13 protein-coding genes are annotated in these 14,676 nt (G+C 58.5%); 3 read left to right on the top strand and 10 right to left on the bottom strand.

The genetic code is table 11. From position 1 onward, the window contains the following. Positions 1-52 precede the first annotated feature (52 nt). From COL8621_RS15850 to COL8621_RS15830, 5 genes are all read right to left on the bottom strand, one after another. The gene (locus COL8621_RS15850) at positions 53-676 is read right to left on the bottom strand and encodes a queuosine precursor transporter (RefSeq protein ID WP_093968248.1); all 624 of its coding nucleotides are present in this window, start codon (positions 674-676) and stop codon (positions 53-55) included. Between the two features lie 90 nt (positions 677-766). Beyond that, a complete protein-coding gene (locus tag COL8621_RS15845; RefSeq protein ID WP_093968247.1) occupies positions 767-1,651 on the bottom strand; it encodes an esterase-like activity of phytase family protein in 885 nt (294 codons plus the stop codon). Beyond that, positions 1,624-2,511, bottom strand: a complete 888-nt coding sequence (gene mepA, locus COL8621_RS15840) for a penicillin-insensitive murein endopeptidase (protein WP_093968246.1) — start codon at positions 2,509-2,511, stop codon at positions 1,624-1,626. Before mepA ends, COL8621_RS15845 begins: the two co-directional genes overlap by 28 nt. Beyond that, the gene (locus tag COL8621_RS15835) at positions 2,496-3,854 is read right to left on the bottom strand and encodes an MFS transporter (protein WP_093968245.1); all 1,359 of its coding nucleotides are present in this window, start codon (positions 3,852-3,854) and stop codon (positions 2,496-2,498) included. The genes mepA and COL8621_RS15835 overlap by 16 nt, the downstream gene beginning before the upstream one ends. A gap of 69 nt (positions 3,855-3,923) precedes the next feature. Next, positions 3,924-4,451, bottom strand: a complete 528-nt coding sequence (locus COL8621_RS15830; protein ID WP_093968244.1) for an acyl-CoA thioesterase — start codon at positions 4,449-4,451, stop codon at positions 3,924-3,926. A gap of 135 nt (positions 4,452-4,586) precedes the next feature. On the opposite strand from COL8621_RS15830, the gene COL8621_RS15825 reads away from it, so the two are divergent. The 3 genes from COL8621_RS15825 (at position 4,587) to yaaA (ending at position 7,826) form a co-directional block, all read left to right on the top strand. After that, positions 4,587-4,874, top strand: coding sequence for a YggT family protein (locus COL8621_RS15825; protein ID WP_093968243.1), 288 nt, complete (start codon positions 4,587-4,589; stop codon positions 4,872-4,874). A 70-nt stretch (positions 4,875-4,944) separates the two neighbouring features. After that, on the top strand, positions 4,945-6,987 hold the full coding sequence (recQ, locus tag COL8621_RS15820; protein WP_093968242.1) for a DNA helicase RecQ: 2,043 nt from the start codon (positions 4,945-4,947) through the stop codon (positions 6,985-6,987). A 62-nt stretch (positions 6,988-7,049) separates the two neighbouring features. Then, entirely contained in the window at positions 7,050-7,826 is a 777-nt protein-coding gene (gene yaaA, locus COL8621_RS15815) for a peroxide stress protein YaaA (RefSeq protein ID WP_093968241.1), read from the top strand. 30 nt (positions 7,827-7,856) lie between these two features. On the opposite strand, the gene COL8621_RS15810 is transcribed toward yaaA, so the two are convergent. The 5 genes from COL8621_RS15810 to serA all read right to left on the bottom strand — a co-directional run bounded on the left by COL8621_RS15810 (position 7,857) and on the right by serA (position 14,665). Next, positions 7,857-10,436 carry a hybrid sensor histidine kinase/response regulator gene (locus COL8621_RS15810; RefSeq protein WP_093968639.1) on the bottom strand — a complete coding sequence of 860 codons (2,580 nt, stop codon included), beginning with the start codon at positions 10,434-10,436 and terminating at the stop codon, positions 7,857-7,859. Between the two features lie 94 nt (positions 10,437-10,530). After that, positions 10,531-11,706, bottom strand: coding sequence for an acetyl-CoA C-acyltransferase family protein (locus COL8621_RS15805; protein ID WP_093968240.1), 1,176 nt, complete (start codon positions 11,704-11,706; stop codon positions 10,531-10,533). Positions 11,707-11,793: 87 nt separating this feature from the next. Continuing rightward, positions 11,794-12,216 carry a MarR family winged helix-turn-helix transcriptional regulator gene (locus COL8621_RS15800; RefSeq protein WP_093968239.1) on the bottom strand — a complete coding sequence of 141 codons (423 nt, stop codon included), beginning with the start codon at positions 12,214-12,216 and terminating at the stop codon, positions 11,794-11,796. 51 nt (positions 12,217-12,267) lie between these two features. Beyond that, positions 12,268-12,993: a metallophosphoesterase family protein gene (locus tag COL8621_RS15795; RefSeq protein ID WP_093968638.1), complete on the bottom strand. Its 726-nt coding sequence runs from the start codon at positions 12,991-12,993 to the stop codon at positions 12,268-12,270. A 76-nt stretch (positions 12,994-13,069) separates the two neighbouring features. Next, a complete protein-coding gene (serA, locus tag COL8621_RS15790) occupies positions 13,070-14,665 on the bottom strand; it encodes a phosphoglycerate dehydrogenase (RefSeq protein ID WP_093968238.1) in 1,596 nt (531 codons plus the stop codon). Positions 14,666-14,676 lie beyond the last annotated feature (11 nt).

Here is a 14,676-nt window from a genome sequence, read left to right as displayed (position 1 = left end):
GCTGTTGCCGTTAGAGGTAGGGTGCCACAGATTTAGTGTTTGTCAAAACTTTTTACGCAACCCGTGCCATTAATCGCTTCACAATTAGGCGAAACGGCAGAAGTGCCAATAAAGCGAGCGAAAGTTTAACAAGCCAATCCGCCACGGCCAGCGAAACCCACAAAGGCACCACCGGGCCGACCCCAATCAGGGGCAAAGCCTCGCCCGCCCAGCTGACATCGTTGGCCGGTTCCAGAAACGTCAAAGCCCCCGAAAACGCGATGCTGAAAAACAGCGCCGTATCAACCGAAGACCCAATAAACGTTGAGGCTAACGGTGCCTTCCACCACGCGCCTTCGCGCAGCCGGTCGAAAATCGCCACGTCCAACAGCTGTGCGGTCAGGAACGCGATGCCCGATCCAAGCGCGATGCGCAGCGTCACCAGCGGGCCGAATTCGCCCATGATCTGCGTGCCGATCAACGAACAGATCACGCCAACGATGAACCCAGCGAACACAACCTTTCGCGCCGGGCCAACGCCATAGACGCGGTTCATCACGTCGGTCACCAAGAACGCAACGGGATAGGTGAACGCACCCCACGTCAGCCATTGGCCGAACAGAAATTGCACAAGGATGTTAGAGGCCACGACGATGGCGGCCATCGCGATTACGCCGGGAATGATCGTGCGGTTCATGGTTATGATCCGTTTTTACAAGGTTGCGGAAACTTGGCGGCCCATCGGGCGAAGCTGGCTCAGCTAACCACCGCTGTGCTTTAAATCAAGCTATTCCGCAGCGCGGTATTCAACGAATTCGGTGTGCTGGGCCCAGTGGAAATTGTCGTCTGACAGCAAGGTCATGACCAATCCGGCTTCGTCGCGCCACACGCTGATGCCTTCTAGGTTGTCATGTTGGCCGACTTCGGTGACTAGCAATTCCTGTTCATTGGCAAAGCCGCGCGGCCCAATGGTGAAGCGCCTGATGCGGGTGCTGAACCCAAAAACGCCGTGGAAGTCGCGCTCTAACAGATAGAACCGGTCGTCGGGCCCGATGTCGGCCCCAACCGGCAGGAAATCGCCGCGACGTGGGATGGTGAACGGCTGTGTCCATGTCCCGTGGCGGTACCGGTAGACGGGGAAAGGGCGCGCCTTGTGTCCTGAACGTTCCGGCAGTGTGAACAGCGTACCGTCGGGTGAGATTGCCAATGCTTCGAGAGAGGAGTTGTTCTGCATCGCCATGAAATCGGCATGGCGGGGCAGCCACGCGCCTTCGGACGCGGTGTCGCGATAGGTCCAGACCCGATGATAGCCTTCGAACGAGATGAAAATCCGCCCGTCACTGCGAATGGCCAGCCCTTCTGGGTCTGTAATGTCTTCGGGCAGGGCGCCACCATTGATGTCTTTGATCGGCGTCAGCGTCAGGTTTTCGATACCCGTGATTGCGCCGTTTGCGCGGGCGAATTGGCCCGTCATGAATGCCCCGCGATCCGAAATGGCGGTAAATGTGCGGCCGTCTTTGGAAAGCTCTAGGCCCGAAAAGCCGCCGAAGGATTCGTGTTCAATCGTCCAGACGAATTCGCCCAGCAGCGTCGCCTTTTCAGGGTCCGCTGCCAGAGGAATTGCAGATGTGATAATCGCAAGGGTTATCGCGAGGAAAGAACGCGCGCGCATTGGTTGGGCAGATCCGCCATTGTATAATCGCGCGCTCCGCGCTTTTTGGGCGTTTTCTTGGGCTTCGCCGTGGTTTTGGGTGGGTTCAGGTAATCGGTAACCCACCAATTCAGCGTCTCGTCACAGCCGTTACCGCCGTTCGAAAGCTCGGCCACGGTCGGTTTCTGCGTTTTGCAGAAATTTGAACCCGCAGGGCATTTCAGGCGGACGTGAAAATGGGTGTTGTGCCCATAAAGCGGCCGGATTTTCTGAAGCCAGGCTTTGTCTTTTCGCTTGGCGGTTTTGCACATCTCTACCTTCACGGGGGCGGTGATGAAGATGCGGTCAACCGCAGGGTCCAGCGCGGCGGCCTTAATGATGTTGTAATGCGCGCGGGTGAAGTTGCTGTTCACGCTGCGCTGATCCTTGCTGCGCACGTTGAGAGAGCTGATCTCTTCGCGCTCTTTCCGCGTCAGGTTCAGGCGTTTGGGGGGCAGCAGCCAAATATCGGCATCCAGCCCGATTTGGTGCGATGAATGGCCAGACGTCATCGGCCCACCGCGCGGCTGGCTGATATCGCCGACGTAAAGGCCGGCCCAGCCTTGGCGCCGCGCCTCGACGCTTAGGCGTTTGATAAAGGCGATCGTATCGGGGTGGCCCCAATTGCGGTTGCGGCTAAGGCGCATCGCCTGCCACGTCGGGCCGTTTTCAGCCAGTTCGACCAACCCGGCGCCACACCCCTTTGCATAGGTGCCAATCGCCGCTGGCGCCTGCGCCGAGGCGTTACGCTTTGCCCCAAAAAGCTTGTTCGCCTTTTCCTGCGCCCCGGCAGTGCTTGCCAAGCCAAGAATAAGGAAGAGTGTTGTTAGGATGCGGACCATGTTTCTGCTCGTTCGCCATCTGGTTTTACCCAGACTAGCAAAAACAGCCCAATAAGGAAGAGAAGGATGAGGGGAGAAATTCCCAATTGTTGGCTTCCCGTGACGTCAGTCACCACCGCAATGGCAAGTGGAGCGATGAACGAAGTCGCTTTTCCGGCCAGTGCATACAGGCCAAACGCCTCTGTCATGCGGTGGGGGTTAGCTTGGCGAACCATCATTGTACGGCTGGCCGATTGCAGCGCGCCACCCGCGGCACCGATCAACGCCCCGATGACGTAAAACGCGATGTCGGGCAGGTTGGAGGTCGCCTCAACCGGGATGCCCAAAACGGAAGAGCGCGAAACGAAGACCACCGCGATGGCGACGCCCGTCAGAACCAGAACGCAGGTGATGATCACTGGCTTGGGGCCGAAACGGTTATCGGCCTTGCCGCCCAACCAAGCAAAAATCGCGCCGGTGATGGCGGCAATGATACCAAAGACGCCGACATCCGTGACCGTCCATTCCAAGACGCCCGCCGCATAGATGCCGCCAAATGTATACATCCCGTTCAGCGCATCGCGATAGAACATGGACGACCCAAGATAAGCGAACAGGCTTTTGTTATCGGGCAAGTGGCGCAGGGTTTGGCGCAGTTCGGGCAGGGCAGAGCCAACAGCCTGACGGATGGTAAGGGCATCAGGCTCGCGCGGTTCGCGGACCCACATGAAGAACGGGATCATAAAGATGGCAAACCAGATAGCGGTGAACGGGCCAACCGCACGCGTGCCTTCGCGCTGCGATGCATCCAGACCAAAGATAGGGTCGATCCCGATCAGGGTTTTCCCGGTGGAAGAGCTTTCGGCGAACAGCGCCAGCATCAGGATCAGTGCGAAAACGCCACCAACATACCCCAGCGCCCAGCCGGTGCCGGAAATCCCGCCGATTTCCTTTTTCGTGCCAAGGCCCGGCAGCATCGCATTGGTAAAGATCGTGGCAAATTCCATCCCGATCAGGCCGATCCCGAAAAAGATCAGAACCAGCGTGATGTTGAAATCATTCGGTGTTGCCAGCCACAAAGCGCCCGACCCGACCACATAAAGAAGAGAGAAGATCCAGATAAACCGCATCCGGCCACCTGACCGGTCGGCGATTGCGCCCAGCACCGGCGCGAGAAACGCAATGATAAGCCCGGCCGCACCAACGCCATACCCCCAAGCGGCCTGCGCTTGGGAGCCATCACCGACCATTTCCTTGACGTAGGGCGCAAAGATGAAAGTCAAAAGCAGGGTGTTATAAGGCTGACTGGCCCAATCAAAGAAAAACCAGCCCCAAATGCGCCGTTTCGCCGACACGTGTTCCATGCTTTTGCCCCTGTTTTGTTATGGCCGATATGACCCGTTAATTCAGGGGCGCGCAAGCTTTGTGGGGGCTTATCGCGCGGGTGGCCAGGGGCGTTGCGCTTCTGCTTCTATCCAGGTTTGGATCCAGCCGGGCAAATCGGGCAGCTTTTCTGCGCCCATCGCCTCGATCAACTTTTCTGTTGGCACGATTCCGTCCGGCCCCGTCACGGCGACGCGATAAACGGCTTGGCTGGAGCATTCGCCCTTTTTCCACATCGTTTGGTCGATATAGATAAACCTTTTGTCCGCGCCGACGAAGCGCGTGCGCATTTCCAACCGGTCGAACATCCGCACGCGGCGACGATACCGAACAGTCACGCCGGCCATCGTCATCCCCCATTTCTGCTGCATTAGGGTCTTTAACAACCCAACGCGCCGGGCTGCGGGCATCCGTCCCAGATCATACAGCGTCAGTGTGCGCCCGTTGTTCAATTCGTTCCACAGGTCCAAATCCCAAGGCCAGCAGATGTGGTGGGATACATGCGTTCCATCCAAAGGCATCGCCGGGGCGTTGCGGTGAATGATCATTTCTTTGAATAGGCGGATAAACGGATACATCGGGCGGCTCCTTTATCGGCCAACGTGCCGCAGTGCGGCGCGGCGTCAATATGAACGCTGCGTTAGGTGGTTGCCACACGGGGCATGTGCCCTTACCTGTGTTCCGCAACTGTTGGCAATGAAAGACCCGCGCCCATGCAATCGCTTATGCAGATCCTGCTTCTGATCCTTGATATCGTCTGGTTCATCATCATCGCCCATATCATCATGAGCTGGCTTATCAGTTTTCAGGTTCTGAACCTGCGTCAGCCGCTGGTCGCGCAGCTGTGGGATGGGTTGAACCGCATTTTAGAACCCATCTATGGCCCAATTCGAAACGCGTTGCCGAACACCGGCGGGCTTGATCTGGCGCCGCTGATTGTGCTGGTCGCGATCTATGCATTGCGGATTATCATCGGAAATAACCTCTACGCCTTTGCCTGAGGGGCTTGCCGCCTGAATCCTCCTGTGGGATTGTTCGAAAAAATCGAGCAGCAATAATCCCACAGGCCCAATGAACCGCGCAGAAGAACTTCTTGCCGCTATTTTCGGATTCTCGGGCTTTCGCCCCGGGCAGGCTGAAATTGTCGATGCCGTAACGGCGGGTGAAAACACGCTGGCGATTATGCCAACGGGCGGCGGTAAATCCCTTTGCTTTCAATTGCCCGCGCTGTGCCGCGATGGGGTGACGGTGGTGATTTCACCGCTGATTGCCCTGATGCGGGACCAAGTGCGCGGCTTGCGCGAGGCGGGCGTTGCGGCGGGCGCGCTGACATCTGGCAATACCGAAGAAGAAACCGATGAAGTGTTTCGCGCTCTCGACGCCGGAGAGTTGAAGCTGCTGTATATGGCGCCTGAACGGCTTGCCTCGGGCGGGACACTCAACTTGTTGCGGCGGGTCGGGGTCAGTTTCATCGCAGTGGACGAAGCCCATTGCGTCAGCCAATGGGGCCACGATTTCCGCCCTGATTACTTGCGCATCGGTGATCTGCGCCGCGCGTTGGATGTGCCACTGGCCGCTTTCACCGCCACGGCGGATGCCGAAACCCAAGTTGAAATCGTTAACCGCCTGTTTGATGGCGTCACCCCGTCAACATTCCTGCGGGGCTTTGACCGGCCCAACATCCATCTGGCGTTCGAGGTTAAGAACAGCCCCCGCCGTCAAATCTTGGACTTCGCCGCCGCGCGCAACGGGCAATCGGGGATCGTCTATTGCGGCACCCGAGCGAAAACCGAAGGCTTGGCCGGTGCCCTGCGCGAGGCTGGGCATTCCGCCTGTCACTATCACGGCGGGATGGAGGCCGGACCGCGCCGCGAGGTGGAAACGCGTTTCCAACAAGAAGACGGCCTGATTGTCGTTGCCACGGTCGCCTTTGGGATGGGTGTGGACAAGCCCGACATTCGCTGGGTCGCCCATGCCGATCTGCCCAAGTCGATCGAAGGGTATTATCAGGAAATCGGTCGCGCGGGCCGTGACGGTGCCCCGGCTGAAACGCTGACCCTATATGGCCCCGATGATATCCGCCTGCGCCGTTCGCAGATCGACGAAAGCCTTGCCCCACCTGAACGCCGTGCCGCTGATCACGCCCGCCTGAATGCGCTGCTTGGGCTGGCCGAGGCGTTGAAATGCCGCCGTCAAACCCTGTTGGCCTATTTTGGTGAACAGGCGGAACCTTGCGGCAAATGTGATCTGTGCGACCGCCCCGCCGAGGTGTTTGATGGTACCGTGGCTGTTCGCAAGGCACTGTCGGCGATTTTGCGCACGGGCGAATATTTCGGGTCGGGACACCTGATCGATATCCTGATTGGTAACGAAACCGACAAGGTCAAAGCCCGCAGGCACGACGAACTGCCAACCTTTAACGTTGGCCGTGAATATGACCGCCGCCAATGGCAGGCGATTTTCCGGCAAATGATGGGCCACGACCTTGTGCGCCCCGACCCCGAACGCCACGGCGCGTTGCGCATGACCGAAGCGGCCCGCCCCATCCTGCGGGACGAGGCGCGGATTGAGCTGCGCAACGACACCATCCAAAAAGCGCGTGGCAGTCGCCCGGCCGTGAAGGCGCTTGTCTCTGACGAGGATGCGCCGCTGTTGTCGGCCCTAAAGGCCAAACGCCGCGCCTTTGCCGAAACGGCGAAGGTTCCCGCCTATGTCATTTTCAATGATCGCACATTGATCGAAATGGCCGAAACCCGCCCTCAGACACTGGACGATATGGCCCGTATCAGCGGCGTCGGCGCGAAAAAGTTGGAACGTTACGGCGCGGATTTTCTGGCCGTTATAACCGGCGAAACAGCGGCGCGGGTTCACCCATCGCGGCGCAAGTTGGCCGGGCAGGAAAAGGGTGCGTTGTTTGACCAACTTCTGGCCGTGCAATCTGACCTGTCGCGCGGGCCAGATGGCATTGATAAACCGCTGAGTTGTTCGGCCTCGCTTTTGGCAAAGGTGGCCGAGATGCGCCCGCGTGACCTGCCCGCGCTTGAACGTTTGTTGGGCGACCGGCGCGCTGAACGTTTTGGCGCGGCGTTTTTACAGGTTCTGCAAGAGGCTTAACGGGCTGGACGTCACGATGCCCTCTGCTAGGTTGCGCAGCTGAAGAACAAGAAGGATGGCACATGCTGGTCGTAATCTCTCCTGCGAAGAAACTGGATATGAATGCGGTCGAAGGGGTGTCGCCGACGCTGCCCGCATTTCAGGAAGATGCGAACCACCTTGCAAAATTTGCCCGCGATCTGACGGTGCCAGAGCTGCAAAAGCTGATGAGCATCAGTGAAAATCTGGCCAAGCTGAACGCCGAACGCTTCGCCGATTTCGCGCCATCCTCGACCCCTGAAAACGCAAAAGCCGCGGCGCTTACCTTTGCCGGTGACACGTATACCGGCCTAGAGGCGGGCACGCTTGGCGATGACGATTTGCGTTGGGCACAGGATCATCTGCGCATTCTGTCTGGCCTTTACGGATTGTTGCGCCCGTTGGATGCGATTCAGCCTTACCGGTTGGAAATGGGCAGTCGTCTGAAAACGGATCGCGGCAAATCCCTGTACGAATACTGGGGCGATCAGATTTCACTGGCGCTGAACAAGGCGGCGGCGGAGGCGCAAAGCGATGTTTTGATCAATTGCGCCAGCCAGGAATATTTTGGCGCGGTCGCTTTGGATGCGCTGAACCTGCGCACGATCACGCCGGTCTTTATGGAAGAACGGAACGGTCAGGCGAAAATCGTCAGCTTCTTTGCGAAAAAGGCGCGCGGTGCGATGGCGCGGTTCATCATCGAACGCCGCCTGACAGATGCCGAAAGCATCAAGGAATTTGATACCGGTGGCTATCGGTTTAACGCGGGCATGTCCGAAGGGGACCGGTGGGTCTTTTTGCGCGATTACCCGGAAACCTGATCAACAAGGTTCGATTTGGCGCCGTGCCTGTCACGATCCGTGAAGCGCGCCGGCCTCAACCGGTTGCGGCGGCGTTTCGGCAACAGGGGGAACGCATCCCGCCGGGCAGAGGTCACGAACGAGCTTCACGATCGCGTCTTTTCGAAGTGGTTTTGTCAAATAGTGATCAAGGCCGGCGGCCAGTATTTCTTCCGCGTCCCCTTCTAGGGCGTGCGCGGTAAGGGCAACGATGGGCACTGGGGCGGTGCCGGCTTTTGCCTCTAAGGCGCGGATGGCGCGGGTCGCGTCCTTTCCGTCCATTTCTGGCATCGAAATATCCATAAAGATCAAGTCAGGCCGTTGTGCGCGAAACGCTTCGACAGCAAGCAACCCGTTGTTGGCAAAAGTCAGGTCAATTTCCAGCGACTTAACCATTTTTGAGAATACCAACCGGTTGGTTTTATTGTCTTCAGCGGCGAGTATTCGCATCTTTCGGTTCGTCGTTGGCGCCGGGGGCGGAAGCTGGGTTGGCGGTGCTTTTTCTGGCTGGGCGTCGATCAACCCGTTGATGGCTTCGTACAAACCACGCCGCAGGACCGGTTTGCTCATCACCAGATCAACGGCCTCTTGCGCGGCGGCGTTGCGCATCGTGGCTGGGTTAGAGCTTAGAACAAGGATCGGAACCGAACATCCCCTGGCACGCAGCGCTTGGGCAAATTCGTCGCCGTTGAGGCCGGGCATGTTTTGGTCGGTGATCACCAGACCAACGGGGCCGATTTCATCCCACGCGCTTAGGGCCAGTTCGGCGGAACGGTGCAAGATAACCTCCAACCCCATTTGGCCCAACTGCCGGTCCAGAACGGTGCGGTTAATTTCTTGGTCATCGACGACCAGCACGCGCTTTAGTTTAGGTGTTAGGGTAACGGGCCCTTCGTCGCTGTCTTCGGCGATCGGCAGCGTCAGGCGTATGCCAAAACACGCGCCTTTCCCCTTTTCGGATTCCAACCAGATTTCCCCACCCATCAGCTCCACCAGCTGGCGCGAGATGGCAAGGCCAAGGCCGGTTCCTTCGAACTTGCGGTTTTGCTGGTCTTCGACTTGGTTGAATTCGCCAAAGATATGCGCTTGCATTTCCTGCGCGATGCCAATGCCGGTGTCTTCGACAGTGATGTGAATTTGCTGATGCCCGGGCTGATCTGATTCCAACCCAACGACGCGCACAAGGACGTGCCCGTGTTCGGTGAATTTGACGGCGTTGCCGACAAGGTTGGTAAGTATTTGGCGGATGCGGCCACGATCACCGGTAAAGCGCGTGGGCTGAAACATGTCATAGTCGATGAACAGCTCTAGGGATTTGTCTTGCGCTGTGGCTTGCAGCAGCATCACCACCTCGTGAATCGCGCGTTCCAAATCAAAGGGTTCGGGATGCAGGCGAAGCTTTTCAGCCTCGATCTTGGAATAGTCCAAGACGTCATTCAGCAGGGTCAGAAGGGCCTCGCCCGAATTTCGGATCGTTTCGGCATAGAGGCGCTGTTCGTCACTTAGCGTGGTGTCACAAAGAAGGTCGGCCATCCCAACGACGCCATTCATTGGCGTGCGCAGTTCGTGGCTCATATTCGCAAGGAACGCTGATTTCGCGCGGTTGGCGGCCTCGGCTGCGATGCGGGCTTCTTCCAGCGCCTGCTGCTGTCGTTTTTGTTCGGTGATGTCCACGCGCAGGCCGACCAAGCCACCATCGGGGGTGCGCTGTTCAAGAATGCGCAGCCAACGGCCATCGCCAAGCTCTTGTTCAATCACTCCGTTGGCTTTTTGGTGGCGGGTCAGCCGTTCTGACAGCCAGTCTTCCTCGCGACCGATTGCATCGACATATTGGCCGCGATCGAGACCATACCGCAGGATTTCTTCGAAGGTTGCGCCGGGTTTCATTGCGGGCGCACTTTGGCTGTAGATTTCGCGGTAATGTTCGTTGCACATCACCATCCGGTCCTCGCGGTCATAAAGAACGAACCCGTCGGGGATCGCCTCAACCGCGGCCCACATCCGCATCATTTCGGTGATGTTCAAGTTTAGCGACACGATGTCCCCACCGGGGGTGCGCCTGTCGATCAGTTTCACATATTGGCCGTTCCACAGCCGGATAACGCGATCAGGAATGGGGTCCAGCTGCCAGCGGGCGCGCATCCCTTCGATCCAGGATGAAAGGCTTTCCCCTTCGGTATCGACGATGCCTTCTTCGGCGATTAGCCGGGCGACGTCATCGTATCGCACACCAAGAGTGACATCTTCGAGGCCGTCAAAAATTGACAGATAGGCGCGGTTGGCGGCGGCCATGCGCCCGTCGGAATCGAACACCGCGAACCCGTCACGGATGGTTTCAAGCGAATCCCACAGCCGCCGTTCCGCGATGGCGACAGCGTGGGTTACGACCTCTAGTTCGGCCTGAACCTGATTGTTCATCCCTCGCAGGGCTTCGGCCTGTTGCTTTGTCTCGACGATTTCATCACTTAGATGCCGCGCGTGGACCGACAGTTTGCGATTTGCATCGAAAAGTTCCCGGCTTTTTTGCTCCAGCAGGCGTTCAGCGGCCAACCTTGCGCGTCGCTCTTCTGCCAGTTTTTTCTCAAGAATCATGCGGACCTCTGCCACCGGGGTGTAGAGGTCAGTCAAAAGCAACAGGGTGAAAACAGGGTTAACGCCGCCGTGAAACCGGCGGCGTTTTGGGCGTTTAGACCCGTTCGATCGCCAATGCGATACCTTGGCCGCCACCAATGCACATGGTGATCAACGCGCGCTTTCCGCCGATACGTTCAAGCTCGTGCAGGGCTTTGACGGTGATCAGGGCTCCGGTCGCGCCAACCGGATGACCCAGCGCGATTGCGCCGCCGTTGGGGTTCACCTTTGCCGGATCAAGGCCAAGCTCTTTGCTGACGGCAAGGGCTTGTGCCGCGAAGGCTTCGTTGGATTCGATCACATCAAAGTCGCTTGCCGACAGGCCGGTACGGGCAAGCAGGTTGCGCACGGCTGGCACGGGGCCAATGCCCATCACCTCTGGGCCAACCCCGGCGTGGGCATAGCCAATCACGCGGGCGCGCGCTGTTAGGCCGGCGGCTTCGGCGGCGTCTTCGCGGGCCAGCACAAGGGCGGCGGCCCCGTCGTTGATGCCCGAAGCGTTGCCTGCGGTCACGGTGCCGTCTTTCTGGAACGCAGGACGCAGCCCGGCCAACGCTTCGGCCGAGGTTGTCTTGGGATGTTCGTCCGTATCAAAGGCGACCATGTCGCGCTTTACGCGCACCTCGACCGGGACGATTTGTTCTTTGAACAGCCCTGCTTCGATGGCGTTGGCGGCGCGGTTCTGGCTCTCCAGTGCAAAAGCGTCTTGATCGGCGCGGCTGATGCCATGTGCGGCGGCTACGTTTTCAGCAGTGACACCCATGTGGCCGCTGCCAAACGGGCACTGAAGCGTGCCAAGCATCATGTCCTGCGCGCCAACATCGCCCATCTTTTGCCCCCAGCGAGCAGCGGGCAGGATGTAAGGAGAGCGGCTCATGTTTTCGGCGCCACCGGCAAGGCCAAAGTCGGCATCGCCCAGCATTAGAGACTGTACGACCGAAACGATCGCCTGCGCCCCTGAACCACACAGGCGGTTCACGTTCATCGCTGGCGTGGTTTCGGGAACCCCGGCGCCCATCGCGGCCATGCGGCCAAGATACATATCGCGCGGTTCGGTGTTGATGACGTTGCCGAAAACGACGTGGCCAATTTGGCCGCCTTCGACGCCGGCGCGTTCCAGCGCGGCTTTGGCAACTGTGGAACCCAGTTCAACGGTTGGTGTGCCCGCCAAGGCCCCGCCGAATGTGCCAATAGCTGTACGTGCGCCGCTAAGTATTACGATCCCGGTCATGCTGGACCTCCCGCTTCCAGATGTGTCAGTTGCCCCGTCATACCGCGTCGCCAGAAAAGCCGTAAACGTAACGTGGCGTCCCGGCGGTTAATCCGCCGTCAGACGCGACAGGGCAGCCCGAAGATCATCGGCTTGCGGGCCAAGATTGGCCAAAAGCTCTTCTTGGAACTGATTTGCCAAGGGCAAAAGCTTGTCCATAAGCACTTTGCCCTTTGGGGTCAGGCTGATCTGAACCAAGCGCCTGTCGGTTTTATCTTCGACCTTCAACACATACCCGGCTGTTTCCAGCCGCGTCGCCGCGCGCGAGATTTTGGATTTATCCATTTCCACCTGCGCATGGATTTCACGCACAGACACGGCATCGGTTTGGGAAAGGTGTGCCAACACGCGCCATTCCGGCAAGGTCAGGCCAAATTCCGCGCGGTATCGTTCGGCGAAGTCCCGGCTGACACGGGCCGAAGCAACGGCCAGTTGGTAGGGAAGAAAGGCTGAAAGGTCGAATTCGTTCATCTGGCGATCATTGCAGGAAGGTGGCAATCGTCAAGCTTGCGAGAGACTGCTTTAGCGAGGCGTCAGCGGTGTGCGGCCATCGTGGCCTAGTACGAAGACCTTGCCGTCTTCGAAGACCGCTGCGGTCAGCCTGTCACCGCGCCCTGCGCCGGTATCCAACCCGATGCGGTTGCCGTGGTGTTCGGGCGTGTCCGTCATCGTGTGGCCGTGGACCACAACCGCGCCGTGGTCGGCGTCACTGCTTAAGAAGGGTTCGCGGATCCAGACAAGATCCTCTTCTTCTTGGTCGTCAAGGCCGACGCCGGGGCGAATGCCTGCGTGGACGAACAGATAGCCATCCTGTTGCAACATATTCACCGCACCATGCAAAAAGTCGCGGTGGGATTGCGGCACAGCCTCGGCTGCGTCTTGGTGGACTTGCCAGATGCGGCGATCCTCGTTCACCTCAACACCGTAGGACCGCAGGGTTTCGGCCCCGCCAACGCGTTCGTGAAACCAATCCAACCCGATGGGCAGGCGAGTTTCGACAATCGGGGTGGGGCTAAGGAAACGGGTGAACATGCGGTCGTGATTGCCGCGCAGAACGGTCCACGGTTTGCCGTCGCGCAGGCCCGAGGACAGCAGTTCGATCACACCCCGGCAATCAGGCCCGCGATCAACCAGATCACCCAGAAAAACGATCCGCGCATCTGGCCCGCCATCGCGTTCGATCTTTTCCAAGGCGTATTCCAGCATGCCGATCTGGCCGTGAATATCGCCGATTGCGTAAAGCGTCATGTTCAAATCCCGGAAATGAAAAGGGCCCGCCGCATTTGTTGCGGCAGGCCCAAGATGTTTCAACCCGAAAGGGGCCTTAGGCCACTTCGAATTCCAGCGGCTTAACCGATTGGAACAGGCCGGTTGCTTCCAGCTTTTGCAGCACTTCCGGTGCCACAACGCCATCCACATACAGCAACGCAATCGCATCGCCGCCTGCGGACGCACGGCCCAAGGTGAAGTTCGCGATGTTCACGCCGTTTTCGCCCAGTGTCTGGCCCAGCGTACCGATGATGCCCGGCACGTCTTTGTTGGTTGTGTACAGCATGTGCTGGCCGATCTCTGCATCGATGGTGATGCCTTTGATCTGGATGAACCGTGGCTTGCCGTCGCTGAACACTGTGCCCGCGATGGAACGTTCGCGGCTTGGGGTTTTCACGGTCAGCTTGATATAGCCATCAAATACGCCCTGCTTGTGCTGAGTTGTGCGGCTGATCTTGATGCCACGCTCTTCGGCGATCACAGGTGCGGACACCATGTTCACGTCAGGGTTCGACGCTTGCATGATACCAGCAACACCAGCGCAGTTCAGCGCCTCTAGGTTCAGTTCAGCGGCGGAACCATCGTACAGGATGTTGATGGCTTCGATCGGCTCGTCCGTCATCTGGCCAACGAAGGCACCCAGATGCTCGGCCAGTTTGATCCATGGGCCCATGACCTTGGCTTCTTCTGCCGTAACGGATGGCATGTTAAGCGAGTTGGTCACAGCACCTGTCAGCAGGTAATCAGACATCTGCTCTGCAACCTGCAGGGCCACGTTTTCCTGTGCTTCGGTGGTCGATGCGCCAAGGTGCGGTGTGCAAACAACGTTTGGCAGACCGAACAGTGGGTTTTCCGTTGCAGGCTCTTTCGCGAACACGTCGAACGCCGCGCCAGCAACGTGGCCTTCTTTGATCAGATCGGCCAGCGCCTCTTCATCTACCAGACCGCCACGGGCACAGTTGATGATGCGAACGCCTTTCTTGGTTTTCGAAAGGTTTTCACGGCTTAGGATGTTTTTCGTCTGGTCGGTGAACGGCACGTGCAGCGTGATGAAATCAGCGCGGGTCAGCAGTTCGTCCAGCTCTACCTTGGTGACGCCCATTTTGTCGGCGCGCTCTTCGGACAGGAAGGGGTCATAGGCGATGACCTTCATCTTCAGGCCTAGTGCGCGGTCGCAAACGATGCCACCGATGTTACCAGCACCGATAACGCCCAGCGTTTTGTTGGTCAGTTCAACGCCCATGAACTTGGACTTTTCCCATTTCCCGGCGTGGGTCGAAGCAGAGGCTTCTGGGATCTGACGTGCAACTGCGAACATCATCGCGATGGCGTGTTCGGCCGTGGTGATCATGTTGCCGAACGGCGTGTTCATGACGATCACGCCCTTTTTGGACGCTTCGGGGATGTCGACGTTATCAACACCGATACCGGCGCGGGCAACGACTTTCAGGTTGGTCGCGGCTTCCAGAACCTTTTCGGTCACCTTGGTGGCCGAACGGATGGCAAGGCCATCATATTCGCCGATCTTGGCGATCAGCGCGTCTTTGTCTTTGCCGAGGTTCGGTTCGAAATCTACGTCGATGCCGCGGTCACGGAAAATCTGAACAGCGGTTTCAGACAGTTTGTCGGATACGAGTACTTTGGGGGCCATGTCAGGCGCTC

It is taken from the genome of Actibacterium lipolyticum (genome assembly GCF_900184935.1).
GTDB lineage: Bacteria > Pseudomonadota > Alphaproteobacteria > Rhodobacterales > Rhodobacteraceae > Actibacterium_A > Actibacterium_A lipolyticum.
This window is presented reverse-complemented; position numbering and strand designations above follow the sequence as displayed.

Coding starts and splice junctions, on each gene's coding strand:
- COL8621_RS15850 (WP_093968248.1), bottom strand. CDS start 676: ATGAACCGCACGATCATTCCCGGCGTAATCGCGATGGCCGCCATCGTC.
- COL8621_RS15845 (WP_093968247.1), bottom strand. CDS start 1,651: ATGCGCGCGCGTTCTTTCCTCGCGATAACCCTTGCGATTATCACATCT.
- mepA (WP_093968246.1), bottom strand. CDS start 2,511: ATGGTCCGCATCCTAACAACACTCTTCCTTATTCTTGGCTTGGCAAGC.
- COL8621_RS15835 (WP_093968245.1), bottom strand. CDS start 3,854: ATGGAACACGTGTCGGCGAAACGGCGCATTTGGGGCTGGTTTTTCTTT.
- COL8621_RS15830 (WP_093968244.1), bottom strand. CDS start 4,451: ATGTATCCGTTTATCCGCCTATTCAAAGAAATGATCATTCACCGCAAC.
- COL8621_RS15825 (WP_093968243.1), top strand. CDS start 4,587: ATGCAATCGCTTATGCAGATCCTGCTTCTGATCCTTGATATCGTCTGG.
- recQ (WP_093968242.1), top strand. CDS start 4,945: ATGAACCGCGCAGAAGAACTTCTTGCCGCTATTTTCGGATTCTCGGGC.
- yaaA (WP_093968241.1), top strand. CDS start 7,050: ATGCTGGTCGTAATCTCTCCTGCGAAGAAACTGGATATGAATGCGGTC.
- COL8621_RS15810 (WP_093968639.1), bottom strand. CDS start 10,436: ATGATTCTTGAGAAAAAACTGGCAGAAGAGCGACGCGCAAGGTTGGCC.
- COL8621_RS15805 (WP_093968240.1), bottom strand. CDS start 11,706: ATGACCGGGATCGTAATACTTAGCGGCGCACGTACAGCTATTGGCACA.
- COL8621_RS15800 (WP_093968239.1), bottom strand. CDS start 12,216: ATGAACGAATTCGACCTTTCAGCCTTTCTTCCCTACCAACTGGCCGTT.
- COL8621_RS15795 (WP_093968638.1), bottom strand. CDS start 12,993: ATGACGCTTTACGCAATCGGCGATATTCACGGCCAGATCGGCATGCTG.
- serA (WP_093968238.1), bottom strand. CDS start 14,665: ATGGCCCCCAAAGTACTCGTATCCGACAAACTGTCTGAAACCGCTGTT.